The organism is Marinobacterium lacunae (genome assembly GCF_000705555.1).
In the GTDB taxonomy this organism is placed as follows: domain Bacteria; phylum Pseudomonadota; class Gammaproteobacteria; order Pseudomonadales; family Balneatricaceae; genus Marinobacterium_D; species Marinobacterium_D lacunae.
In genome coordinates, this window is sequence record NZ_JMQN01000011.1 from 162,283 (window position 1) to 186,773 (window position 24,491).

Annotated in this window: 23 protein-coding genes and 2 tRNA genes; 9 read left to right on the forward strand and 16 right to left on the reverse strand. The window is 55.1% G+C overall.

The features are described from left to right. Positions 1–52 precede the first annotated feature (52 nt). Genes ADIMK_RS01855 through petA form a run of 3 tightly spaced genes read right to left on the reverse strand, consistent with a single transcriptional unit; the run spans position 53 to position 2,672 of the window. Positions 53–820 (reverse strand): cytochrome c1, encoded by a 768-nt coding sequence (locus tag ADIMK_RS01855; RefSeq protein WP_036182849.1) that lies wholly within the window; start codon positions 818–820, stop codon positions 53–55. Next, complete coding sequence (locus ADIMK_RS01860) at positions 820–2,076, reverse strand: cytochrome b (RefSeq protein ID WP_036182851.1); 1,257 nt, start codon at positions 2,074–2,076, stop codon at positions 820–822. Before ADIMK_RS01860 ends, ADIMK_RS01855 begins: the two co-directional genes overlap by 1 nt. Then, entirely contained in the window at positions 2,076–2,672 is a 597-nt protein-coding gene (gene petA, locus ADIMK_RS01865; RefSeq protein WP_036182853.1) for a ubiquinol-cytochrome c reductase iron-sulfur subunit, read from the reverse strand. Before petA ends, ADIMK_RS01860 begins: the two co-directional genes overlap by 1 nt. 99 nt (positions 2,673–2,771) lie before the next feature. Between petA and ADIMK_RS21895 the strand changes: the two genes are divergently transcribed. Continuing rightward, positions 2,772–2,951 (forward strand): hypothetical protein, encoded by a 180-nt coding sequence (locus tag ADIMK_RS21895; RefSeq protein WP_156042746.1) that lies wholly within the window; start codon positions 2,772–2,774, stop codon positions 2,949–2,951. Here the strand turns inward: ADIMK_RS21895 and rpsI are convergent. From rpsI to ADIMK_RS01890, 5 genes are all read right to left on the reverse strand, one after another. Beyond that, positions 2,948–3,340 (reverse strand): 30S ribosomal protein S9, encoded by a 393-nt coding sequence (rpsI, locus tag ADIMK_RS01870; protein WP_036182855.1) that lies wholly within the window; start codon positions 3,338–3,340, stop codon positions 2,948–2,950. The two genes, ADIMK_RS21895 and rpsI, sit on opposite strands and share 4 nt — an antisense overlap. A 14-nt stretch (positions 3,341–3,354) precedes the next feature. After that, positions 3,355–3,786 carry a 50S ribosomal protein L13 gene (gene rplM / locus ADIMK_RS01875; RefSeq protein WP_036182857.1) on the reverse strand — a complete coding sequence of 144 codons (432 nt, stop codon included), beginning with the start codon at positions 3,784–3,786 and terminating at the stop codon, positions 3,355–3,357. Positions 3,787–3,986: 200 nt separating this feature from the next. Then, positions 3,987–5,096, reverse strand: a complete 1,110-nt coding sequence (zapE, locus tag ADIMK_RS01880; RefSeq protein WP_036182859.1) for a cell division protein ZapE — start codon at positions 5,094–5,096, stop codon at positions 3,987–3,989. Between the two features lie 94 nt (positions 5,097–5,190). After that, on the reverse strand, positions 5,191–5,901 hold the full coding sequence (locus ADIMK_RS01885) for an LrgB family protein (protein WP_036182861.1): 711 nt from the start codon (positions 5,899–5,901) through the stop codon (positions 5,191–5,193). After that, positions 5,898–6,254, reverse strand: coding sequence for a CidA/LrgA family protein (locus ADIMK_RS01890; protein ID WP_036182863.1), 357 nt, complete (start codon positions 6,252–6,254; stop codon positions 5,898–5,900). Before ADIMK_RS01890 ends, ADIMK_RS01885 begins: the two co-directional genes overlap by 4 nt. Positions 6,255–6,458: 204 nt before the next feature. Here ADIMK_RS01890 and ADIMK_RS01895 point away from each other — a divergent pair. From ADIMK_RS01895 to astB, 5 genes are all read left to right on the forward strand, one after another. Continuing rightward, positions 6,459–6,535, forward strand: a tRNA-Pro gene (locus ADIMK_RS01895). A gap of 333 nt (positions 6,536–6,868) precedes the next feature. Then, positions 6,869–6,945: transfer RNA gene (locus ADIMK_RS01900), tRNA-Pro, on the forward strand. A 198-nt stretch (positions 6,946–7,143) separates the two neighbouring features. Then, entirely contained in the window at positions 7,144–8,364 is a 1,221-nt protein-coding gene (locus ADIMK_RS01905; protein ID WP_036182865.1) for an aspartate aminotransferase family protein, read from the forward strand. 119 nt (positions 8,365–8,483) lie between these two features. Continuing rightward, complete coding sequence (locus ADIMK_RS01910; protein WP_036182867.1) at positions 8,484–9,734, forward strand: hydrolase; 1,251 nt, start codon at positions 8,484–8,486, stop codon at positions 9,732–9,734. Further along, complete coding sequence (astB, locus tag ADIMK_RS01915) at positions 9,731–11,065, forward strand: N-succinylarginine dihydrolase (RefSeq protein WP_036182869.1); 1,335 nt, start codon at positions 9,731–9,733, stop codon at positions 11,063–11,065. The genes ADIMK_RS01910 and astB overlap by 4 nt, the downstream gene beginning before the upstream one ends. Positions 11,066–11,130: 65 nt before the next feature. Here astB and aceF read toward each other — a convergent pair whose 3' ends face one another. The 3 genes from aceF to pdhR all read right to left on the reverse strand — a co-directional run bounded on the left by aceF (position 11,131) and on the right by pdhR (position 16,826). Beyond that, positions 11,131–13,101, reverse strand: a complete 1,971-nt coding sequence (aceF, locus tag ADIMK_RS01920; RefSeq protein WP_036182871.1) for a dihydrolipoyllysine-residue acetyltransferase — start codon at positions 13,099–13,101, stop codon at positions 11,131–11,133. A 41-nt stretch (positions 13,102–13,142) separates the two neighbouring features. Beyond that, the gene (aceE, locus tag ADIMK_RS01925; RefSeq protein ID WP_036183216.1) at positions 13,143–15,791 is read right to left on the reverse strand and encodes a pyruvate dehydrogenase (acetyl-transferring), homodimeric type; all 2,649 of its coding nucleotides are present in this window, start codon (positions 15,789–15,791) and stop codon (positions 13,143–13,145) included. Positions 15,792–16,064: 273 nt separating this feature from the next. After that, positions 16,065–16,826, reverse strand: a complete 762-nt coding sequence (gene pdhR, locus ADIMK_RS01930) for a pyruvate dehydrogenase complex transcriptional repressor PdhR (protein ID WP_036182873.1) — start codon at positions 16,824–16,826, stop codon at positions 16,065–16,067. A 260-nt stretch (positions 16,827–17,086) separates the two neighbouring features. Between pdhR and ADIMK_RS01935 the strand changes: the two genes are divergently transcribed. From ADIMK_RS01935 to ADIMK_RS01945, 3 genes are all read left to right on the forward strand, one after another. Then, positions 17,087–19,924 (forward strand): FAD-binding and (Fe-S)-binding domain-containing protein, encoded by a 2,838-nt coding sequence (locus tag ADIMK_RS01935; protein WP_036182875.1) that lies wholly within the window; start codon positions 17,087–17,089, stop codon positions 19,922–19,924. A 49-nt stretch (positions 19,925–19,973) separates the two neighbouring features. Next, positions 19,974–20,462, forward strand: coding sequence for a universal stress protein (locus ADIMK_RS01940; RefSeq protein WP_036182877.1), 489 nt, complete (start codon positions 19,974–19,976; stop codon positions 20,460–20,462). 78 nt (positions 20,463–20,540) lie between these two features. Continuing rightward, complete coding sequence (locus tag ADIMK_RS01945) at positions 20,541–21,434, forward strand: AEC family transporter (RefSeq protein ID WP_036182880.1); 894 nt, start codon at positions 20,541–20,543, stop codon at positions 21,432–21,434. A gap of 50 nt (positions 21,435–21,484) precedes the next feature. On the opposite strand, the gene ADIMK_RS01950 is transcribed toward ADIMK_RS01945, so the two are convergent. The 5 genes from ADIMK_RS01950 to ADIMK_RS01970 all read right to left on the reverse strand — a co-directional run bounded on the left by ADIMK_RS01950 (position 21,485) and on the right by ADIMK_RS01970 (position 24,442). Then, positions 21,485–21,763 carry a ComEA family DNA-binding protein gene (locus ADIMK_RS01950; RefSeq protein ID WP_081849621.1) on the reverse strand — a complete coding sequence of 93 codons (279 nt, stop codon included), beginning with the start codon at positions 21,761–21,763 and terminating at the stop codon, positions 21,485–21,487. Between the two features lie 109 nt (positions 21,764–21,872). After that, positions 21,873–22,589 (reverse strand): orotidine-5'-phosphate decarboxylase, encoded by a 717-nt coding sequence (pyrF, locus tag ADIMK_RS01955; RefSeq protein WP_036182882.1) that lies wholly within the window; start codon positions 22,587–22,589, stop codon positions 21,873–21,875. A gap of 19 nt (positions 22,590–22,608) precedes the next feature. Beyond that, positions 22,609–23,805: a lipopolysaccharide assembly protein LapB gene (lapB, locus tag ADIMK_RS01960; RefSeq protein WP_036182883.1), complete on the reverse strand. Its 1,197-nt coding sequence runs from the start codon at positions 23,803–23,805 to the stop codon at positions 22,609–22,611. Positions 23,806–23,807: 2 nt separating this feature from the next. Next, entirely contained in the window at positions 23,808–24,113 is a 306-nt protein-coding gene (locus ADIMK_RS01965) for a LapA family protein (protein WP_036182885.1), read from the reverse strand. 32 nt (positions 24,114–24,145) lie between these two features. Further along, positions 24,146–24,442, reverse strand: coding sequence for an integration host factor subunit beta (locus ADIMK_RS01970; protein WP_036182887.1), 297 nt, complete (start codon positions 24,440–24,442; stop codon positions 24,146–24,148). Positions 24,443–24,491: the final 49 nt, after the last annotated feature.

Consider the following 24,491-nt stretch of genomic DNA (forward strand, 5'->3'; position numbering starts at 1 on the left):
TACGCGGCCCTTACGAACCGCGTAGTTTTAGCATTCACACACACCTGAGTGGTTAGTGAATGTCTTTCCAGTACTCTTTCTTCAGCGCGAAGGCGAAGACGAAGAGAATCACCAGGAAGATCAGAACATAGGTACCAATCTTACCAGAGACCATCTTCGAGGGCTCTGCCATGTACGCCATGAAGTTAACCAGATCGTAAACGTACTGATCAAATTCCTCTTCGCTCATCGAACCACTCTTCGGTTCGACGGACATGCAACCACCCATCTCCTGACCAGTCAGAGGATCGATTTTGCCATGCTCGCTATGCATCTCCTCCGGTGTACAGTGATTTACCACTACACCCTGCAAATCTTCAAGCACGTTGGGCATGCCGACGTCCGGGAACACCACGTTATTCACACCCCAAGGACGCGCTTCATCCTTGTAGAAGCTACGCAGGTAGGTGTAAACCCAGTCCGGTCCACGCAGGCGTGATTCAAGCGTCAAGTCAGGCGGCGGGTTACCAAACCATACCTTGGAACTCTCCGCTGGCATGGCATTGGTCATGTGCTCACCGATCTTCTTGTTCTGATCGAAGATCAAGTACTGTTCAACCAGCTCGTTCGGAATACCAAGATCATTGGCAGCACGCTCGAAGCGCTGATACTGCGCGGTATGGCACCCCATGCAGCGGTTGACGAAAGCCGCCATACCACGCTGCAGCGATGCCGTGTTTTCCAGATCGACCTGCATCGAATCAAGCGGTACAGAGCTGCCCGCTGCACCGGCAGTCAACGGCGCCAGCGCCATCATCAAAGCGACAAGATACTTTTTCATTAGCCTGTAACCCTCTCCGGAACCGGTTTAGTCCTTTCCATCCGTGTGTAGAACGGCATCAGAATAAAGAACGCGAAATAGAGGACGGTACAGATCTGAGCCACAGTGGTACGACCTTCGGTAGCAGGGATCGCACCCAGTACACCCAGGATCACGAAGCTGACCGCAAAGATAAGCAGCCACAGCTTGCTCAGCAGACCCTTGTAACGGATGGACTTAACCGGACTACGATCCAGCCAGGGCAGTACGAACAGGATCGCGATCGCCGCACCCATCACCACAACACCCCAGAACTTCGCATCAACACCGAACAGCGGGTAGGTAACCGCACGCAGCATTGCGTAGAAAGGTGTGAAGTACCATACCGGCGCAATATGTGCAGGCGTCTTAAGCGCGTTTGCAGGCTCGAAGTTAGGCTTCTCGAGGAAGTAACCACCACCTTCCGGGAAAAAGAACACAACGGTACAGAATACAAACAGGAAGACGACGACACCGACAATATCTTTAACGGTGTAGTACGGGTGGAAAGGAATACCGTCCAGCGGTACGCCATTCTCATCCTTCTTCTCTTTGATTTCGACGCCATCCGGGTTGTTGGAGCCCACTTCGTGCAGGGCAATAATGTGCAGCACGACCAGCGCCAGCAGTACGATCGGCAGTGCGATAACGTGCAGAGCAAAGAAGCGGTTCAGGGTAATGCCGGAGATCAGGTAGTCACCACGAATCCACTGCTGCAGGTCAGGACCGATAGCCGGAATAGCACCAAACAGGGATACAATTACCTGCGCACCCCAGTAAGACATCTGCCCCCAAGGCAGCAGGTAGCCCATGAAGGCCTCTGCCATCAGCGCCAGATAAATTGTCATACCGAAGATCCACACCAGCTCACGCGGGTTACGGTAAGAACCGTACATCATGCCGCGGAACATATGCAGATAGACAACAACGAAGAACGCAGATGCGCCGGTGGAATGCAGGTAGCGAAGAATCCAGCCGTACTCAACATCACGCATGATGTATTCAACAGAGGCGAATGCACCTTCAGCACTCGGGTTGTAGCTCATAGTCAGCCAGATGCCAGTCAGGATCTGGTTAACCAACACCAGCAGAGCCAGAGAACCGAAGAAATACCAGAAGTTGAAGTTCTTCGGTGCATAGTATTTGGAGAGATGATCTTCCCACATTGCTGTCGCGGGGAAGCGGTCGTCGATCCAGCCCATGAAGCCGGGATTTCCTTTATTGCGATAGCCAGCCATTACACAGCCTCCTGATCGACACCAATAACAAGGGTGTTATCGTCTTCGTACTTGTGCGGCGGAATCACCAAGTTTGTCGGGGCGGGAACGCCCTTGTAAACACGACCTGAAAGATCGAACTTGGAGCCGTGACACGGACAGTGGAAACCACCCAGCCACTCAGGACCCAGATCTTCCGGCGCCACTTCCGGGCGATAAGACGGAGAGCAGCCCAGGTGAGTACAGATACCAACCATTACCGCATACTCGGGACGCAGAGACCGAGCCGGGGTGTGCGGAATGTAATCCGGCTGCTCCGGCTTCTCAGAGTTGGGATCAGCCAGCTTATCGTTGAGCTTCTCCAGGTTGGCAAGCGCCTCGGGACCACGACGCACAATCCAAACCGGCTTACCACGCCACTCAGCGATCATCTGCTGCCCGAGTTCCAGCTTACTGATATCCGCCTTTGCAGGTGCGCCAGCAGCCTTAGCCTTGGCACTCGGATTCCAGGAAGCCACGAATGGGACAGCTGCTCCTACAGCGCCTACTGCCCCAACGGCAGACGTAGCGCCTATTAGAAGCCGGCGCCGACCCTTATTCACGCCGTCATTGCTCATTAACTTCATCTCCCCTCAATCGACGAACCGCTTTCGCACACACACACAAAAGACAGCACGTCCTTTCAGTCATGAAAACCACGAAACCGGATTTTTCAAATGGCGGAAATCTTAAAGAAATTACCCCATAGATACAAGGTAAAATCCCCTTACACGACCAATTATCAACCGCTTAACCGGCAGCGCCAGAACACAAAAAAGCCTGCAACCACAAGGGCTGCAGGCTTTCTTTCGCACAATCTTTTGCGCTGCGGCAATAAAGCCGCAGAGAAAGATTAACGCTTGGAGAACTGCGGACGCTTACGTGCTTTACGCAGACCGACTTTCTTACGTTCAACCTCACGAGCATCGCGAGTAACGTAACCAGCCTTGCGCAGAGACGGACGCAGAGTCTCGTCGTATTCCATCAGAGCACGAGTGATGCCGTGACGGATTGCACCCGCCTGACCGAAACCGCCGCCACCAGCGACAGTCACGTACACATCGAACTTCTCTTTGGTTTCAGTCAGCTCCAGCGGCTGCATGACGATCATGCGCGCAGTTTCGCGACCGAAGTACTCTTCGATGGAACGCTGATTGATAGTGATTTTGCCTGTACCCGGGCGCAGGAAGACGCGCGCGGTAGACGTTTTGCGACGGCCAGTGCCGTAATACTGAGTAGTAGCCATTTTTCGCCTTCCCCTTAGATATCCAGTTCTTTCGGCTGCTGAGCCTGATGCGGGTGTTCGGCACCAGCGTACACTTTCAACTTGGTGTACATGGCGCGACCCAGCGGACCCTTCGGCAGCATGCCTTTAACGGCGAGCTCGATGGTGCGCTCAGGGAAGGTCTGAACCATCTTGTTGAAGTTGGCTTCCTTCAGGCCACCCGGGAAACCGGAGTGACGGTAGTACATTTTGGCATTACGCTTGTTGCCGGTCACGTTGACCTTCTCAGCGTTGACGACAACGATGTAGTCACCGGTATCAACGTGCGGAGTGTATTCCGGCTTATGCTTACCACGCAGACGGCGTGCGATTTCAGTCGCCAGACGACCCAGAGTTTTACCCTCGGCGTCAACAACGTACCAGTCGCGTTTTACTTCGGCTGGCTTAGCGCTAACAGTTGTGCTCATTGTTTCTATACCTTGACCTTAAGTCTCGAACCCGGACAGCCGCGGTTCCGACTTACCTTATAGTTATTGGTTGCGCCCCCCCCGGAATAACCGGAAAAACTGCAGCAACAACGTACACTATCCTCTACCCCTTGCAGAGGAGCGCGAATTATAGACAAGCGCCATACCAAAATCCAGCATAACGCTCATCAAAAATCAGCTTATCCAGCACGGTGTTCGCGCACGAGATAATCGTGGGACTGCATCTCCAGCAAACGGCTCTGCGTACGCTGAATCTCGAACTCCAGCCGGCCCTCGGTGTAAATCTCATGAATGGGCACGGCCGCCGATATGATCAGTTTGACACCGCTATCATAAAATTCGTCGACCATATTGATGAATCGGCGAGCTGCGTCATCATTGCTACGCCCCAACTGAGGCACATTACTCAGCACGACCGCATGAAAAATCTTGGACAGCTCAATGTAGTCATTCTGTGATCGCGGACCGTTGCAAAGCGCATCAAAATCAAACCAGACGATGTCTTCGCACATACGACGGGTCGAAATACCCCGCCCGTTCACTTCCAGCACTTCACCCTCAACCACTTCGTTCAGATCAGGCGCCAAGCCCTCAAAGCTTTTGTTAAGGCTCTCATCGGCGCTACCGTCAAGCGGCCAGTGATAGAGTTCTGCCTGTTCAAGTGTGCGCAGACGGTAATCGATACCACCGTCAACATTGACCACTTCCGTGTAGCGCTTGATCAAGTCAATAGCCGGCAAGAAGCGTGCTCGCTGAAGGCCATCCTTATACAGGCCATCCGGCACGATATTGGAGGTCGCCACAAGGGCGACGCCATTGGCAAACAACTGCTCCATTAAACCGCCAAGTATCATCGCATCGGTAATATCGGAGACAAAAAATTCGTCGAAACAGATGATACGCGTTTCGTCAGCATATTTGCGGCCGATCTCGACCAACGGGTTCTTGGTACCGTCAAGCAAACGCAGCTCCTGATGCACCCTTTGCATAAAGCGATGGAAGTGCGTACGCATTTTGCGCTCAAACGGGAGACTGTCGTAGAAGGTATCCATCAGATAAGTCTTTCCGCGGCCAACTCCGCCCCAGAAATAGAGCCCTTTGACCGGCTCAGCCTTATCCCGCCGCAACTTTCCACCCAGACGCTGAATAAAGCCGGGACGCGGAGCTTTTTCGAGCGCTACCAGATCATCATACAGTCGCTGAAGATGTCCGACCGCCATTTCCTGGGTTGGGTCGTATGAAAAGTCATCCCTAAGCAGGTCCTGTTTATAACGCTCAAGCGGTGTCATCGCGGCTTAGCTTCCTCGGTACAAAATATGCTCAAAATTTGCAGCTGCGAACTTTACTGCTGTGCAACATTTTTATCAATTCGGTGACAACAGCTCAGATACCAGCAAGTGATAGCAAAAGCGGTACCAAAAACGCCGTTACGACACCGTTAACAGCCATGGCCATTCCAGCAAAGGCGCCTGCTAGGCTACTGATTCCAAGCGCTTGGGCAGTTCCCAGACCATGAGCAGACAACCCCATGGAAAACCCCTTGACCGCTTCATCACGTACTTTCAATAGACGAAAGACGTAGGGCGACATTAGACAACCGAGCACGCCGGTAATCAGCACAAGACCCGCCGCCATGGAGGGATAACCGCCTATCTTTTCCACAATCCCGATGGCAATAGGCGAGGTAACCGACTTGGGCGCGAGCGTGAGAATGGTGCCTGAGTCAGCACCGAGCAGCCAGGCGATCCCCGTCGCGCTGACGATCGCCACACTTGAACCGACAAGCAACGCCACCAGTATCGGCAACCACAAGCGCCTGATTCGATCAAAGTAATCGCACAGTGGGATCGCCAAGGCTACCGTCGCAGGACCCAATAGGAAGTGGATAAACTGAGCACCCGAGAAATATGTCTCATAACGGGTCTCGGTCAACGCCAACAGTGCGATCAAAACTGCCATGGAGACCAGCACCGGATGCAACAACGCACTCCTCCCCACACGCTTATTAAGCCAACAACTGAACATATATGTTGCAACCGTCAGCACAATCCATAGTAGAGGTTTAGCCGAGAAATAGACCCAAAAGTCGGTCACGACTCACCCCCTCCCAAATTCCGCATCAGCCAGCCGAGCACCCATGCTGTAACGGCCAGGGTCACAGCGGTACTTACCACCAGCGTCACCAACAGTATCAACCACTCCCTCTGCAGCAGATGAAAATGGGACATTAACCCCACTCCCGCGGGGACAAAAAGCAGCGCAAGGTGGCCAAGAAGATTCTCGGATACTCTACGCAATGCATCCGGCACCTTGCGTTTGATTATCAGCAGCACCGTCGCAAGCAACAGCATACCGATCACAGGCCCCGGCACAGGAAGTCCCAGCGCAACAACCATCAACTCTCCGAGCAGCTGACACCCCAACAGCACCACGACGCCCAGCAACATAACGCCCTCCAAGGACAACTCAGTTTTATCTAGCTTTACCTTTGACGGTTTGAAACCGCAACCAACCAGGATTTCATATTTTTTACTCATCCCTATTGGCACGCTCAAAACGCCTCACTATAATGCGCCCCGTCGTTTAGGCACAGGGGTATCTACCCACAGCCCAACGACAGGAAGATCCTTCTTGGAAATTCCACTTTGAGTCGGGGTGTAGCTCAGCCTGGTAGAGCACTGTCTTCGGGAGGCAGGGGTCGTAGGTTCAAATCCTGTCACCCCGACCATTACATTTCAGGAGTTTTTCCGATAACGGATTACCACTCCTACATCGGCTGTAAAAACCGATTCGATCAATCAACCAAGCGTCTGCATATCTTTCACCCGCTCCCTATTCTTCACACATCATTGCGCTCAACTTCCAGACTTTGCACGCTCTACTCTCAGACTTCCTCCCCACTCCCTGCAATAAATAAAATCTTGCGCATCTTATTGACAGAAAAAGATAAGTCCTTATAATTCGCGCTCACTTGAACGACTTGGACACCCAATCCTAGCAAAACATAAGTTGCTCAAGTGGATACCAGTGTTGCCTCCTATCTCATTGGAGCAACGGACGTCGGGGTGTAGCTCAGCCTGGTAGAGCACTGTCTTCGGGAGGCAGGGGTCGTAGGTTCAAATCCTGTCACCCCGACCATTTCTTGTTATAGCTTTCACATGCACAACTCCTGAGTTGCCTTGGCACACTATCTTGCACGCCAGCAACGCCTTTTCTATCCCATTCCTAAAGCAACTGCCTTATAGTCTCTGCCATAAAGACGCCGCCTGGCTGCGCCCCATTTACAGGCCGTTCGCGGACGAATAGAGGCCTGCTTAATACATCAGGAGAGATTAGATGAGCGACAACACCGTCAACCGCGCCACCTTTGACGCTGTAATGGTGCCCAACTACAACCCACCGGCCATCATCCCGGTGCGTGGCAAAGGATCACGCCTGTGGGATCAGGAGGGACGTGAATATATCGATTTCGCGGCCGGCATCGCCGTCAACGCACTCGGCCATTGCCATCCCGCACTGCTAAACGCACTGAAGACACAGGCCGACAAGGTCTGGCACCTGAGCAACGTTTTCACAAACGAACCCGCGCTCGAGCTAGCCAAGAAGATGACCGGTCGCACCTTCGCCGAACAGGTGTTTTTCTGCAACTCAGGCGCAGAAGCCAACGAAGCAGCGTTTAAACTGGCACGCAAATACGCCCACGACAATTTCAGCGGCGACAAGCACGAAATCATCGCTTTTCACCAAGCCTTCCACGGCCGCACCCTGTTTACTGTTTCAGTCGGCGGCCAAGCGAAGTACCGAGAGGGTTTCGAGCCGGTGCCCGCTGGCATCAGCCATGTTCCATTCAACGATATCGAAGCTCTGCGCGCTGCCATATCCGAGCACACATGCGCAGTAGTGATGGAACCGATCCAAGGTGAAGGTGGCGTTATTCCTGCCGACCCCGAGTTTGCCAAGGCCGTGCGTACGCTCTGCGATGAACATCAGGCATTATTGATTTTCGACGAAGTCCAAACCGGTGTCGGCAGATCAGGGGCGCTGTACGCGTATGAATCACTCGGCGTTACGCCCGATATTCTGACCAGCGCCAAAGGGCTCGGGGGAGGCTTCCCCATCGGTGCGATGCTGACCACCAAAAAGGTCGGCGCCAGCTTCGGCGTTGGCTCACACGGTACAACTTACGGCGGCAACCCGCTTGGCTGCTCGGTTGCCAAGGCGGTACTCGATGTGGTCGACACTCCCGAAACGCTTGACGGTGTGCAACGAAGACACGATCTGATCGTTGAGCGACTCGAAGCCATCAATGCACAGCACCACTGCTTTAGCCAGATTCGCGGCAAAGGCCTGCTGCTTGGTGCCGAGCTTTCGCCGCGCTGGCAGGGCAGAGGCGGTGACGTTCTTGCCGCTGCCCGCGAACAGGGCCTAATGCTTCTTATCGCCGGCCCTAACGTATTGCGCTTCACCCCCTCGTTGATCATCCCGGAAGACGATATACAGCAGGGAATGGATCGTCTGGAGCGAGCAATCGAAACACTGAAACCAAACAACCAATAAAAGCTCTTGAGCAAGCCGTGCTCTATCCGGCGCACGGCCCCCTCTATACCTGCCTACCGCTTTTTAAAGGATTCAACAATACTTAGCCTGATAGCCCCAGCAACCGGAGCAATCGGCCGATGATACAGGATCCGCGATACGCACCTTGGCTCGCCTGGATCGACACCCAGCGCGAGACCATGCTGAAACACACGATTGAACTTGCCGAGATCAACTCCGGCAGTCTCAATACGGAGGGCGTGAACTGCGTCAATCAGAGGGTTCGCATTCTCGCCGAAGGCCTTGGCGGAATTAGCGAAAGCATTGCCGTATCGCCCTACACCGCGGTCACGGAAAAAGGCATACCCCACACCCAACCTCTGGGAAACGCCCTACGCATATACAAACGCCCTACTGCCCCCATTCAGGTGTTTCTTTGTGGCCATCTGGACACCGTATTCAGTGCCGACCACCCCTTTCAGACAGTACGCTGGCTCGATAACGACACCTTAAATGGCCCAGGCGTTGCCGATCTCAAGGGGGGGCTAGTGGTAATGCTGAAAGCGCTCGAAGCACTCGAGCGCAGCCCCTTTGCCAACGATATCGGATGGGAAATCCTGTTTAACCCCGACGAAGAGATCGGATCCCCTGGATCAGCCCCGCTGATAGACGATGCCGCAACCCGCTGCCACATCGGCCTGATCTATGAGCCGTGCATGCCTGACGGCAACCTGGCGGGAGCACGTAAAGGCAGCGGCAATTTCAGCGTAGTCGTCAAAGGACGGGCCGCCCACGCTGGCCGCGAGCACCACCTGGGGCGAAACGCCATCCGCGCACTCTGCGATTTCATCTCCTCACTTGACGACCTGAACGGTCAGCGCAGGGGGGTGACCGTAAACCCGGGGTTTATCCACGGCGGCGGCGCTGTTAATGCAGTGCCCGACATCGCCATGGCACGTTTCAATATCCGCATAGAAAAGCCGGAAGACGAACATTGGTGCCAGACACGCATCACGGAGATTATCGACGGAATCAATGACCGGGACGGAATAAAGGCCGAACTGCACGGCAACTTCACCCGCAAGCCCAAGATACTATCTACGGCCAACCTTGCGCTGTTTGAGCTGGCACGTGACAGCGGCGCTCAACTCGGCCTAAATCTAGACTGGAAGCCAACAGGTGGCTGCTGCGACGGCAACAACCTGGCCGCAGCAGGCGTTCCGAATATCGATACCCTTGGCGTTCAGGGCGGCAAGATTCACAGCAGCGACGAATACATGATCGTCAGCAGCCTGACAGAACGCGCAAAGCTAAGCGCACTCATACTCATGCGATTAGCCAACGGCGATCTTAGCAAGCACCTTCACACGCCTGACAGGGGCAGATCATGAATGCCATAGAAGCCAACTTCGATGGACTCGTAGGGCCGACCCACAATTACAGCGGACTGTCGTTCGGCAACATCGCCTCGCAAAGCCATCGCACACAAGCCTCCAACCCCCGGCAAGCCGCGTTGCAAGGCCTGGACAAGATGAAGGCCTTAAGTGATCTAGGCCTGATGCAGGGCGTACTCGCCCCTCAGGAGCGACCCGACATTTTCACCCTTCGCCGCCTTGGCTTTACCGGATCGGACGCAACTGTCCTGTTTCAGGCAGCCCAGCACGCCCCTCGGATATTGGCCGCCTGCTGCTCCGCATCCAGCATGTGGACTGCCAACGCCGCCACCGTATCACCCAGCGCCGATACATTGGACGCGCGTATCCATTTCACCCCAGCCAACCTGACCAACAAATTCCATCGTGCCATTGAGCACGAGACAACCGCCCGCATTCTGCGCGCCACCTTTCCCGACGAACACTATTTCCGACACCACGCGCCGCTGCCAGGCGTAGAGCACTTCGGGGACGAAGGGGCCGCTAACCATACCCGCTTTTGCGAAACCTATGGCGAACGCGGTGTGGAGCTATTCGTATTCGGTCGTTTCGCCTTCGAAAGCGATCGCCCTGCACCCTCCCGATACCCGGCCCGGCACACGTTTGAAGCCTCACAGGCGATCGCACGCAAACACCAGCTGAGCAGCAACCATGTCATTTTTGCGCAACAAAACCCGGACGTAATCGATCAGGGTGTATTCCATAACGACGTGATCGCTGTCGGCAATCGAGATCTGCTTTTCTGCCACCAACAGGCATTCATCGATCAGGAAGGGATCAAAAGCAGCCTCGCTAGAGCCATGCAGGGCCAAATGCGCTTTATCGAAGTTCCCAGCGAGGCTGTATCCGTTGAAGATGCTGTCCGTTCCTATCTCTTCAACAGTCAGCTGATCAGCCTGCCCAATGGCAATACGCTGCTGGTAATCCCCGAGGAGTGCCGACAAACACCGGCCGTATGGCGTTATCTACAGCGGCTCGTTGCTAACGGCGAAGGGATAGATGAGCTGATGGTCTTCGATCTGAAACAGAGCATGCGAAACGGCGGCGGCCCCGCGTGTCTACGTCTTCGCGTGGTACTGAATGAAAAAGAACAATCCGCCGTCAATCCCCAAACATTAATGTGCGACGCGCTGTACGCCCAGCTGACTTTTTGGGTAAACAAACACTATCGCGACCGCCTTGAAGAGCGCGACCTGGCCGACCCCAACCTTCTTCTTGAGTCACGCCAGGCACTGGACGAATTGACCCAGCTGCTTGATCTCGGCTCGATCTACCCCTTCCAGCGCTAACGCGCAGATAACAACACACACGCAAAAAAGGCTCCCGAAGGAGCCTTTTCAATTTCAGCGGATGATCACAGAACCAAGCGGCGGATATCGCTGAGCAGTGCGTTCAGATCGGTCAGGAAGCGACCGGCATCGCCACCGTTAATTGCACGGTGATCGTATGACAGACACAACGGCAGCATCTGACGCGGTTCGAACTCCTTGCCATTCCAACGCGGCTTGATATCCGCTTTGGAGACACCCAGGATCGCCACTTCAGGCGCATTGACGATCGGCGTAAAGCCGGTGCCGCCGATACCGCCGAGGCTGGAGATGGTGAAGCAGGCGCCCTGCATCTCGTTCGGCTTCAGTTTGCGATCCTTGGCCTTGCCGGCCAGTTCGATCGCTTCCTTCGACAGCTCATAGATGCTCTTCTTGTCGGCATCCTTGATCACCGGCACCATCAGGCCGTTCGGCGTATCCACGGCAAGACCGATGTTCACATATTTTTTGTAGACAATATGCTCGCCATCGGCGTGCAGGGAGGCATTGAACTTCTGATGACGGCTCAGCGCGATCGCGGCGGCCTTGATCAGGAACGGCAGCGGGGTCAGCTTGACGCCGGACTTGGCCGCTTCGTCCTTCATCTCCTTACGGAACGCTTCCAGCTCGGTGATATCCGCTTCGTCGAACTGAGTTACGTGCGGAATGTTCAGCCAGCAACGCGACATGTTGTCGCGGGTGATCTTGTCGATCTTGCTCAGCTTGACCATCTCGATCTCGCCAAACTTGCTGAAGTCGACAGCCGGAATAGGCGGAATACCGGAACCGCCTGTGACGCCCGCTGCGACCGGAGCGCCCTGTTCCAACTGCTTCAACGCACTCTTGACGAAACTCTGCACGTCTTCTTTAACGATACGCCCTTTACGCCCACTGCCGCTTACCTTGGTCAGGTCGACGCCGAACTCACGCGCCAGCGCGCGCACGGCCGGACCTGCGTAGACAGAGCGATTCTTTTTATCCAGCGCAGCCAGATCGCCAGCGGACAACTCGGCACCCGACTTGGCCGGTACCGAAGCTGCTGCAGGTGCGGCAGCAGGCGTGGGTGCTGGAGCAGGCGCTGCTGCAGCCGGGGCTGGGGAAGCTGGCGCACTGCCGGCTACCTCAAGCTCAAGCAGCAGGTCACCTTCGTTGACCTTATCGCCCTCTTTGATTTTCATCGAGACGACCACGCCACCCTTGGGCGCCGGCACTTCCATCGAGGCTTTGTCTGTTTCCAGTGTGATCAGGCTGTCGCCCTCGGAGATGGTATCGCCATCCTTGACCATCACTTCGATAACATCCACATCGCTGGCACCGCTGAGGTCCGGAACCAACACCTTCTCGATACCGCCAGATGCTGCGGGTGCCGCAGCAGGTGCTGATGCAGGTGCCGGTGCAGCAGGCGCTTCAGTCGCAGCAGCTGGAGCGGATGCCGCCGGAGCGCCACCTGAGATCTCCAGTTCGAGCAACAGGTCACCTTCGTTGACCTTGTCACCCTCTTTGATCTTCATCGACTTGACCACACCACCCTTGGGCGCAGGCACTTCCATGGAGGCCTTATCGGTCTCAAGGGTGATCAGACTATCACCCTCTGCAATGGTGTCACCCTCTTTGACCAGCACCTCAATGACATCAACGTCACTGGCGCCGCTCAAGTCAGGTACCAGCACCTGTTCGACACTGCTGGCAGCCGGGGCTGCCGCAGGTGCAGGTGCCGCTGCAGGAGCAGGCTCGGCAGCGGGGGCAGGCTCGGCAGCGGGCGCGGCTTCAGCTGCAGCACCCGCAGTCTCCAGCTCGACGATTGCATCGCCTTCGCTGCAGGTACCACCTTCGCTGACCAGAATACTTTTGACCACACCCGCCACCGTCGACGGGACCTCCATGGAGGCCTTATCGGTTTCAAGGGTGATCAGGCTATCGCCTTCGGCAACGGTATCGCCGACTTTGACGCAGATCTCGATGATGTCTACGCCTTCGTAACCGCCGATATCCGGTACTGTAATAGTTGTAGTGCTCACAATACTGTCCTCTCGTTAACCTTCAGATGTTCAGTGCCGGTTTACACGGTCCAAGGGGCCGGTTTTTCCGGGTTGATATTGAACTTCTGCATCGCCTTGGCAACGACGGAGGACTCGATTTTGCCCTCCTCCTGCAGCGCTTTCAGCGCCGCAACACAGACGTAGTAGCGGTTAACTTCGAAGAACTCACGCAGTTTGGTACGCGTATCGGAACGACCGAAACCGTCGGTACCCAACACCTTGTAGCGACGCGGGATATACTCGCGCAACTGGTCGGCGTAGAGACGCATGTAATCGGTGGACGCGATAACCGGACCTTCGTGCCCTTTAAGCGCCTGCTCAAGGTAAGACTCGCGCGGCTGATCTTCCGGGTGCAGCATGTTCCAGCGATACACATCCTGAGCGTCACGGCGCAGTTCGTTAATCGAGGTAGTGCTCCACACATCCGCCTCAACGCCGAACTCGTCACGCAGCAGCGTCGCTGCTTCACGCACTTCACGCAGGATAGAGCCACAACCGAATAGCTGAACCTTGAGATCCGCCTTCTTGCCCTCTTCCAGCAGGTACATACCCTTAACGATGCCCTCTTCGGCACCCTGAGGCATTTCTGGATGCTGGTAGTTTTCGTTCAGCGTGGTGATGTAGTAGAACCGGTTCTCCTGATTCTGATACATCCGCTTGAGACCGTCCTGAACGATAACAGCCAACTCGTAGCCATAGGTCGGATCGTAGCTGACACAGTTCGGAATCATCTGCGCCATCAGGTGGCTGTGACCATCCTGATGCTGCAGCCCCTCACCATTGAGGGTAGTACGACCGGAGGTCGCACCGATCAGGAAGCCACGTGCCTGCATATCACCGGCAGCCCACGCCAGATCCATGATGCGCTGGAAGCCGAACATCGAGTAGTAGATGTAGAACGGCACCATGGTGCAGTTGTTGTTCGCGTAAGAGGTCGCCGCCGCGATCCACGCAGACATCGCACCCGCTTCGTTGATCCCCTCTTCCAGGATCTGACCAGTCTTGGACTCCTTGTAGAACATGATCTGATCGGAGTCATGCGGCACATAGCGCTGACCGGCAGAGGAGTAGATACCGAGCTGACGGAACATACCTTCCATACCGAAGGTACGCGCTTCGTCCGGCACGATTGGAACCAGACGATTTCCCATCTTCTTGTCTTTGGCCAGCGTACTCAACACGCGGTTCAGTGCCATCTGGGTCGACAGGGTTCGTTCACCGGAGGATTTGAGCTGACCGGAGAACGCTTCCAGTTCCGGTGTTTCCAGTTTTTCGAACTCAGTACGACGTACAGGATAGAAGCCGCCCAGCTTCTGGCGACGTTCCAGCATGTACTTCATTTCCGGAGAATCCGGCGCCGGACGGTAGTACGGAACAGACTTGAGCTGATCATCGGTCAGCGGGATGTTGAAGCGGTCACGGAACGACTTCAAGTCGTCCATCGCTACCTTCTTCAGCGAGTGGGTGTCGTTCTTGGCCTGACCTGACTGACCGGTGCCATAACCTTTTACGGTCTGCGCCAGAATGACGGTCGGCTGACCCTTGTTATTCATCGCCTGATGGTAGGCCGCATACACTTTGTACGGGTCGTGACCACCACGGTTCAGGTTCATGATCTCGTCATCGGACATATCCTTGACCATCTCGGCCAGTTCCGGATATTTGCCGAAGAAGTGCTCACGGGTGTAAGCGCCGCCGTTGGCTTTGTAGTTCTGCAGTTCGCCGTCGCACACTTCGTTCATGCGTTTGACCAGCAGTCCCTTGGTGTCCTTTTCAAATAACGGATCCCAATGGCGACCCCACAGACACTTGATCACGTTCCAGCCGGCACCGCGGAAGATACCTTCCAACTCCTGAACGATCTTGCCGTTACCGCGAACCGGTCCATCCAGACGCTGCAGGTTACAGTTGATCACGAATACCAGGTTCTCAAGCTGCTCACGTCCAGCCAGCGAAATGGCGCCCAGCGTTTCCGGCTCATCGCACTCGCCATCACCGAGGAATGCCCACACCTTGCGATCGCCACGCTTGACCAGATCACGAGCAGACAGGTAGCGCATGACATGCGCCTGGTAGATAGCCTGGATCGGCCCAAGACCCATGGATACGGTCGGGAACTGCCAGAAGTTCGGCATCAGCCAGGGATGCGGATAGGAGGAGAGACCATTACCGTCAACTTCGCGACGGAAGTTATCCAGCTGATCTTCGGTCAGTCGACCCTCCAGATAAGCGCGCGCGTATATACCCGGGGAAATATGCCCCTGGAAGAACACCATGTCCGATTCACGATCCCCTTCCGGACCGTGGAAAAAGTAGTTGAAACCGATGTCATAAAGGGTGGCAGAAGAGGAGAAGCTGGAGATATGACCACCCAGACCCTCATCGTTGTCGTTTGCACGCATAACCATCGCCATCGCATTCCAGCGGATAAACGAGCGAATGCGACGCTCCATGAACAGATCGCCCGGCATGCGCACTTCGTCGCGCGGCGAAATCGTGTTCACGTAAGGCGTATTCAGAGTTGCAGCACCACCAACGCCAATTTCGGACGCTTTGGTGCCAAGCTGGGTAAGCAGGTAGCGCGCACGCTCGTTACCGTCGTTTTTGGCGACAGACTCAAGCGCTTCCATCCATTCACGGGTTTCGATTGGATCGATATCGTCAATCATCTCATCTTGCACTGTGCTTTCTCCGATTCCTGTAGCCGTCTTTTTTTGTTTGGATGCGAAACGTGCTCTACTCCGGGGTCTGTCCGGTGTATCCGTTTCTTATTTTGCTACCCTGCCAATACAGTGCTTGAGGTGGTGCACTGCAACATCGAGCGGGCCGCTTATTATGTGTAAAGATACTACACAATGTGTTTCAATCAGTCTACAAAGAGCCCCTTCGCACCATATTGTTATTAAACAACACAATCATCTTGTAATTTTTGTACAAAACCATCAGCCGGCGAGGTCTGCGCGCCGTAATGCACGCTCGACGCGGGTATTTTCCTTACCCTGCTCCAGCAAAGCCTCTTCAACATAGACCAGATGATCGTGGGCTGCTTTCCTCGCACGCTCGGCTTCACCCGCACAAATCGCTTCCATCAGCACGTGATGCTGCTCGTGAATACGCTTACGGGTATCGACCTTCGGGTAGATGTTCTGCAAGTTGTCGCCAATATGCTGATGCAGCAAGGTGAACAGCGCTCTCATCATGTGTAGTAGCACCACATTGTGAGTGGACGCGGCGATAGCCAGATGAAACTCCACATCTGCCGACACCTCTTTGTCGAACGCCTTCTGCTGGTGATAACGCTCCAGATCCTCCAGCCGCGCCCTTATGACCTTGCGATCCGCATCTGTCGATCGCAATGCGGCGTAGTAAGCCGACACCCCTTCAAGTGCATGACGAAACTCCAGCAAGTCGTACTGCGCCTCGGGGTGAGTGCGAAACAGGTCCAGCAGCGGATCGACCAGACCATCACCCAGCGTCTCGGCAACATAGGTACCGCCTCCCTGACGACTGACCAACAACCCCTTTGCCGCCAATTTCTGCAACGCTTCACGCAAAGAGGGACGCGAAACATCAAACTCGATCGCCAGTTCTCGCTCTGGCGGCAAACGCTGCCCCGGACGCAATGTACCCTCCATGATCATCTCTTCGATACGCTGCATGATCACATCAGACAACTTCGGCTGCTTGACGCTGCGATACCCCATAACCTTTTCACCCGCTTATTTTCATGCCTGTGATCTGACCTGACGACTCTCAGGGACAGACAATTTAAACCATCCGCCATCAAACGAATTGACAAGGCTCGATCAAAAAAAATACAGTAAGCCACAAGGCATGGTAAATTGGTATTACCAATTATTCAACCCTTGGAGTGAACGCTCTCATAACAATAGAAAAAACCGCGGACTCCGCCACCTCAAAAACAGGCATCGGAGACCTCGGTCAAGTAAAGGTACCCCTGCGCATGAAAGCCGAGCACCAGCAGTTTTTTGCCCGTCTCAAGCAGTTTATTCCCAAGGAAAGGTTGGTAACCGATCCATTGCGCCGACTTGCTTATGGTACGGACGCTAGTTTTTACCGCCTGATTCCCGAACTGGTGGTACAGGTGGAATCTGAGCAGGAACTAACTCATCTGATCTGTGCGGCTCGCGAGCATGAAGTCCCGATCACCTTCCGAGCAGCCGGCACCAGCCTGTCAGGTCAAGCGATTACCGATTCTGTTCTGGTGACACTGGGCGATGGCTGGACCAATCATCGCATAGTGGACAACGCCAGACTGATTAGCCTGCAGCCCGGGATTATCGGCGCTCAGGCAAACCGATACCTGGCCCCCTATCAGCGCAAAATCGGTCCTGACCCCGCATCAATTAATGCCGCCAAAATCGGCGGCATCGCTGCCAACAATGCCAGCGGCATGTGCTGCGGAACGGCCCACAACAGCTACCGGACGCTTGATTCGATGCGCCTTATACTCGCTGATGGCTGCCTGCTCGATACAGGCGATCCAGAGAGCGTTTCAGCCTTCCGTAAAACTCACCGGGGATTACTCGACGCACTTGATGCACTGGCTAGATTGACACGCGCCAACCCCACCTTGTCAGAGCGCATCGCACACAAATACCGACTCAAGAACACCACCGGCTACGCGCTTAACTCCCTGGTAGACTACGAAGACCCGATCGACATTCTCCAGCACCTGATGATCGGCTCGGAAGGCACACTCGGATTCATTTCCGAGATCACCTATCGCACCGTCCCCGATCATCCCCACAAGGCGTCGGCACTGGTGTTTTTTGACGAGTTGCATACCGCCTGCGAAGCGGTCGCTCGCGTTAAGTCAGAGCCGGTGGATGCTGTGGAGCTTATTGACCGGGCGGGGCTGCGCTCTATCGAAAACAAGCCGGGAATGCCTCCATTCATTCGCGAACTACCCGAGAAGGCCGCCGCGCTCCTGATCGAAACGCGTGCAGCAAACGCTGAACAACTTACCGAACAATCATGCCGCATCAGTGATGCGATATCGGAACTGCCAACCAGTCAACCCATCGAGTTCACATCAGATCCCGACGCATGTGCGCGTTACTGGGCGATTCGAAAGGGACTGTTTCCCGCCGTTGGCGCAGTTCGCGATACCGGGACCACGGTCATCATCGAAGATATCGCGGTTCCCGTTCCCCAGCTTGCCGATGCGGTTAGCGACCTGCACCGGATTTTCGAACGCTGGGGCTACAGCGAAGCCCTGATCTTCGGCCACGCGCTCGAAGGCAACCTGCATTTCGTTTTTACCCAGGCATTCGATAGTCAGTCGGAAATCGATCGTTACGCCAATCTAATGGATGATGTATCCAAGCTGGTGGTCGAACATTACGACGGTTCCCTTAAAGCAGAGCACGGCACCGGTCGCAATATGGCCCCGTATGTTGAGCTGGAGTGGGGAGAAGAGGCCTACTCGCTGATGTGGGAGCTCAAGCAACTGCTTGACCCCCAACAGATCCTCAATCCCGGCGTTATTCTTAATCGTGACGCCGAGGTCCATCTCAGCAACCTTAAGCCCATGCCGGCAGCTGACCCGCTAGTCGACACCTGTATCGAGTGCGGCTTTTGCGAGCCGACCTGCCCATCACGTGCGTTGACACTCACACCAAGGCAACGCATCGTGACTTGGCGCGAGATTGCGCGACTGGAACGAAGTGGGGAAGACCCTCAGCGCTTGAGTCGGCTACGCAAAGACTATGGCTATCAAGGCGATGAAACCTGCGCTGCTTGTGGACTTTGCTCCACTGCCTGCCCGGTTGGCATCAATACCGGTGATCTGACTCGCTCAATACGTCACGACCGCAACAAACGCCACGCCTCCACGGCCAACTGGATTGCCCGCCACTACGCAGGCGTTACCAGCACCAGCCGCACCGTCCTGAAGCTGGCAGACAGCGCTCACGCCCTTCTCGGCAGCCGCAATATGGAAAGCCTGACACAGGGGCTTCGAAAACTCTCAGGCAACCGCGTTCAGCAATGGACGCCCTCCATGCCGACGGCTGCTCCTCGTATACGGCAACCGAAGAGCATCACGACGGACACTTCGACGGGAGATCCACGACCCAAGGTTGTCTATCTACCCAGTTGTGCGAGCAGAATGATGGGCCCGCAGCGAGGTAGTAGCTGCAGCCGCTCTCTGGCCGAGACCACCCACGCCCTGCTGACCAAAGCGGGTTTCGAGGTGATCTACCCCTTGGCGCTGGACTCGCTCTGCTGCGGAATGCCGTTCCAGTCCAAGGGGATGTTCGATGCAGCCGATATGAAATCCAGCGAGCTTAACCAAGAATTGCTGCGCATCACGGAACGGGGACAAATTCCGGTCTATTCTGATACAAGCCCCTGTACGCTGAGGCTCAAAGAGAAGATCGATCCTGCTATAAATCTTTATGACAGTATCGACTTTCTCGACAGGTTCGTGGTGGACAAGCTGCAGCTGACGCCCGTGGCGGAACCGATTGCACTGCATATCACCTGCAGCGCAACCCGGCTGGGCCAGAGCGATGCGCTTAAGCGAATAGCGGCGCTGTGCGCATCTGAAGTGGTGATACCCGAGGATATCAGCTGCTGTGGATTCGCTGGCGATAAAGGGTTCAGCACACCCGAGCTCAATGCAAGTGCCCTGCGCCATCTTAAGCGTCGGGTAGATAAATGTGCCGAGGGCTTTTCCAGCAGCAGAACCTGCGAAATCGGCTTGAGCCACCATAGCGGCATAGAGTACAAGTCAATAATCTATCTGCTGGAGCGCTGCGCCAGCAGACGGACATAAGCCTCACTCGGCGAAGACGCGTGAGCGAATGCCACTGAAGGAGAACAATATGGCACTGCCTGAAATCAAAACCATCCTCTACACGAGTTCACTGGGCGCCCAAACTCGCCCCGTATTTCGCCAGGCCGTTCAGCTGGCCCATAATCTGAAGGCACGCGTCATTATGCTGCACGTTGTAGAACCGGTTGGTGAAATGGGTCGCGCACTGATCCATAGCTACCTGCCGGACGACGTGATCAAAAAAATGCACGATGAAGGCATCAATCGCGTACTCGAGCAGATGAAAGAGCGCCTGGAGAAATTCCGCGATGAAGAGCTGAAGGCGATTGATCGAGACTTCGATTTCGACATCGAACCTGTCGTCGCAGAAGGCCAGCATGCGGAAACCATTTTGCGACAGGCCGAAAAACTCGGCGCCGACCTGATCGTCATGGGACAGGAAAATACCTTCGGACATCACAGCCCCACTACCCATCACGTGGTACGTCAGGCTAAGATTCCAGTTTTTGTCGTTCCGACCGGCAAGCAATACCTCTGATTCAAATGACGTCCTGCCGGTTGGCGCCGAAGGGCGTCCCGGCTTCGCAGGGGCTCGCCCCTGCGTATAGGATGTTACATGGATGCCACACCGCTTCAGCTCATTGAGCGTATCTGCCAGACCGTAATCCCCCTGGTCGCTATCGTCGGCCTTGGCTATGTTTATGCTCGCCGTTCCCACACCGACATGTCGGTCGCCAACCGGATCAATATGGATCTGTTTTGTCCGGCACTGATTTTCTCCGTTATGTCGGCAAAATCCTTTGACCTCATTGCACACTTGGATCTCGCAATTGGAGCACTGCTTGTGGTTCTGGGATCAGGACTGCTGGTGTGGCCTCTTTGCCGGGTCATTGGTGTCGCGCCGAAAACCTTCGTTCCGCCAATGATGTTCAATAACAGCGGTAACCTGGGAATACCACTGGTGGTACTCGCGTTTGGCGAGTACGCACTACCGGCCGCCGTGGTGATGTTTCTTGTAGAAAACCTGCTTCACTTCACAGTGGGCGCGTACATCATGGATCATCGCACCCACCCGATGGCCCTTTTGCGCAATCCGATGATTCTGGCTACAGGACTGGGCCTCGTATGGAGCCTGCTTGAACTGCCGCTGCCGATGATCGTCGCCACACCGATCGACATGCTCGGTAAAATCGCGATCCCGCTGATGCTGTTCTCGCTCGGCGTGCGTATGACCAGCATCGATTTCAGTAACTGGAAACCCGGTCTCTGGGGGTCGATTATCGCACCACTGAGCGGACTTTTGATTGCGGTTCCCGCCACCTGGTTACTGGGGCTTGATAAAGAACAGAGTGCGTATCTGATACTCTTCGGCGCACTGCCCCCGGCGGTGCTGAACTACATGGTGTCCGAGCGCTACAACCAGGAACCTCAGCAAGTCGCCTCGATCGTCCTGATCAGCAACATGGCTAGCCTCGCCATCATTCCGCTGACCCTGGCGTTCGTACTCTAGGATTTGGAAAAAGGCCACCACCCTAAGACCGGTGGCCTTTTTCCAGGCGATCAGTGCTCGCCCTCGGCCGCCTCAATCACTATCTGATCCCGGTTCTTTTCCAGCGTAGCGCTCCCGATCCCTTTTACCTCGGCAAGCTGCTCAACACTGGTAAATGCCCCTTTCTGTTCCCGGTACTGAACAATTGCCTGCGCTTTGGCAGGACCAATGCCGCGCAAGGCATCGGAAATCTGTTCCGCTGAGGCCGTATTGATATTAACGGGTGAGGCAAAACCAAGAGGGGATATAAAGGCGAGACTTAGTGCAAGCGTCTTAAGAAAAGTACGCATGATGAACTCCTTTTCAGTTAAATTGTGCTGGCTTGGATAAGCCTGCCGATCATCCATTGATCGACAGGCAAACTATACCCTGCGTCTTAACCGTTTGCCAACCGGCCTGTCACTTCATAGACTTCGCCTGCTTAACCTCGGCCAGAATAGCTGCAACAGCCTCAGCAGGAGATGCCGCCTGCGTAATCGGACGCCCAACAACTAGATAGCTGGACCCCGCGGCTATCGCATCGGCTGGCGTTAGAATGCGCCGCTGATCGCCCGCTTGCGCGCTGGCAGGACGGATTCCCGGCGTAACCAAACTGAAGGCATCACCTAACTCGGTACGCAACACCTTGGCTTCCTGTGCAGAACATACGACACCATCGAGACCACAGTCCTTGGTCAGTCGAGCCAACCTCAGCACCTGCTCAAGCGGATCGATATCCAGACCGATTTCCGCCAAATCACTTCGCTCCATACTGGTCAAAACGGTGACCGCTATCAGTTGGGTATCAACGCTTGAAACCTTGCCCAACTCCTCACGCGCCGCTTCCATCATGCGTCGACCGCCGCTTGCGTGAACGTTGACCATCCATACACCCAGCTCCGCTGCGGCACGCACCGCTTTGGCTGTGGTATTGGGTATGTCGTGGAATTTAAGGTCCAGGAACAGATCGAACCCAAGCCCTTGCAACGCCTCGACTATCGAAGGCCCTGCCCGCGTGAACAACTCCTTGCCCACTTTGACCCGGCACGCTTTAGGGTCCAACTGTCTGGCCATCTCCAGCGCACTGCCCTGGTCCGCATAGTCCAATGCGACAATAACCGGCTTTTCAATACTCATAACGCTCTCTCAATCAGCTTCATTCACCCTCCAGCCCCTGAATTGGTCTGGTGCTATCCCACTCGCGGCAGGATGGGCAGTGCCAATGCAGGATCCGCCCGGCAAAACCGCAACGGACGCACTGGTAAATAGGTTTACTCTGTTCCAACTGCCCGGTGAGTCCGCGAAGAACACTCAAACTCTCTCGGGCACTGCTTGATCCATATTCCAGATGCAGGTCAATCAGGCGGTTGAAGCCTCGCACCGACGGCCTGCTTTTTAGCTCTTCAGTGATGAATAGACCGGCAGCCACTACACCGTCCCGTTCGCGAATCAACTCAGCGCGTGCCAACAATACTGTGGTCGAAGGCGCATGCACCATACACGCTTCAAGGTAGCTTTCATACTCGCCCAAACGCCGGATTTTTTCATAACACCGGCTTAACATATCGATAGTCTCCGATACCAGAAGGGGCTCCTGCTCCCGAACCGCGCGCAGCGCTTTGATCGCTCCTTTCCAGTCTTCCCGCTCCATTGCGATCTTCGCCATCAGCAGGTTCGGCCGCACAGATTTGGGATTCAGGCTCAGCGCCTCCTGCAACGTATATTCCGCCTCTCGCCACTGTCGCCGACTTAGATTCGCTTCCGCCAACTCGCAACAATACTGCGACAACGCGACGGTAATACCACTTCTGCTGGCCGCATCCAGCTTACGCCCACTGTTAAGCGCCTGCTGCCACTCGCCCTCTTTCTCGTAGAGTTTAACAAGCAGCTTCAGGGCCTGAGCTTTCATCTCCGGCCCCGGATTATCGCGAATGATTTCATTCAGCAAGTTTTCTGCCCGATCCAGCAACCCTATGGCTTCGTAGTCACGCGCCAACGCCATCTGGATACGAATAAAATCCTGATGAGACAGCCCTGGACGGGCCAACAGGGTCTGGTGAACTCGAATGGCCCGATCAACATCGCCCTTGCGCCGTAGCAGTCGCGCCAACGCAAGATGCGCAGGGATAGTATCGGAGTTGATCTCCAGAGCACGGACAAAACTCTCGATGGCCTCGTCCGTACGATCACTCATGAGATGATCTAAACCCTGAAAGTATTCACGGCTTAGATCCGAATTGGGCGGGGATGCTGTCGAACGCCGACTGGTTTCACCATATTGCCAGCGCCCAAGCGACCACCCTATTCCGATGGCCGCTACCAACAGCAACAGTAATAAGGGATCGAGCCCCATTTTCAGGCGGAATCTTTCAGCGCCGCGGTGCGCAGGCGGTCAATCTCTTGCCGGCTGCTATTCACTTTACGCTGAGCACTTCGCAGACGCGTCTTCAAAGCCAGGATGGTCAGAGTACTCAACAGCACGCCACACACGCCACCGGTTACAAACGCAAGAATCAACCACAGCGACAGTGTCGCTTCCGGCAACTGCACAAACACCAAATCGATTGAGACCGGCTCGGTGTTATGCACAGTAAACAGTATACCTACGGCAATAATTACTAACCCGATTACCGTCGCCAGCAGGGTTTTAAGCCAGTTCAAGTCACGTCACCTCTATCCATCGATCCAATCGGTCAGACCTCTCCATCAAGACTCTGATTGACCTGATCACGTAGCTCTTTTCCCGGTTTGAAGTGCGGCACATACTTCGCAGGTAATGGCACCGACTCACCGGTCTTCGGGTTGCGCCCAATGCGTGGCGCTCTGTAGTGCAGGGAAAAACTGCCAAATCCACGGATCTCGATTCGATCACCGTCAGACAGTGCTTCGGTCATATGATCCAGCATGGTTTTCACCGCAAGCTCGACATCCTTAACTGATAACTGAGGATGGGCGTCTATCAGGTGCTCAATCAGTTCAGACTTTGTCATTTCAGCTCCTCACCGGGTTACAGGCCTCTGTCAGCCGGCCCCAAAGCCA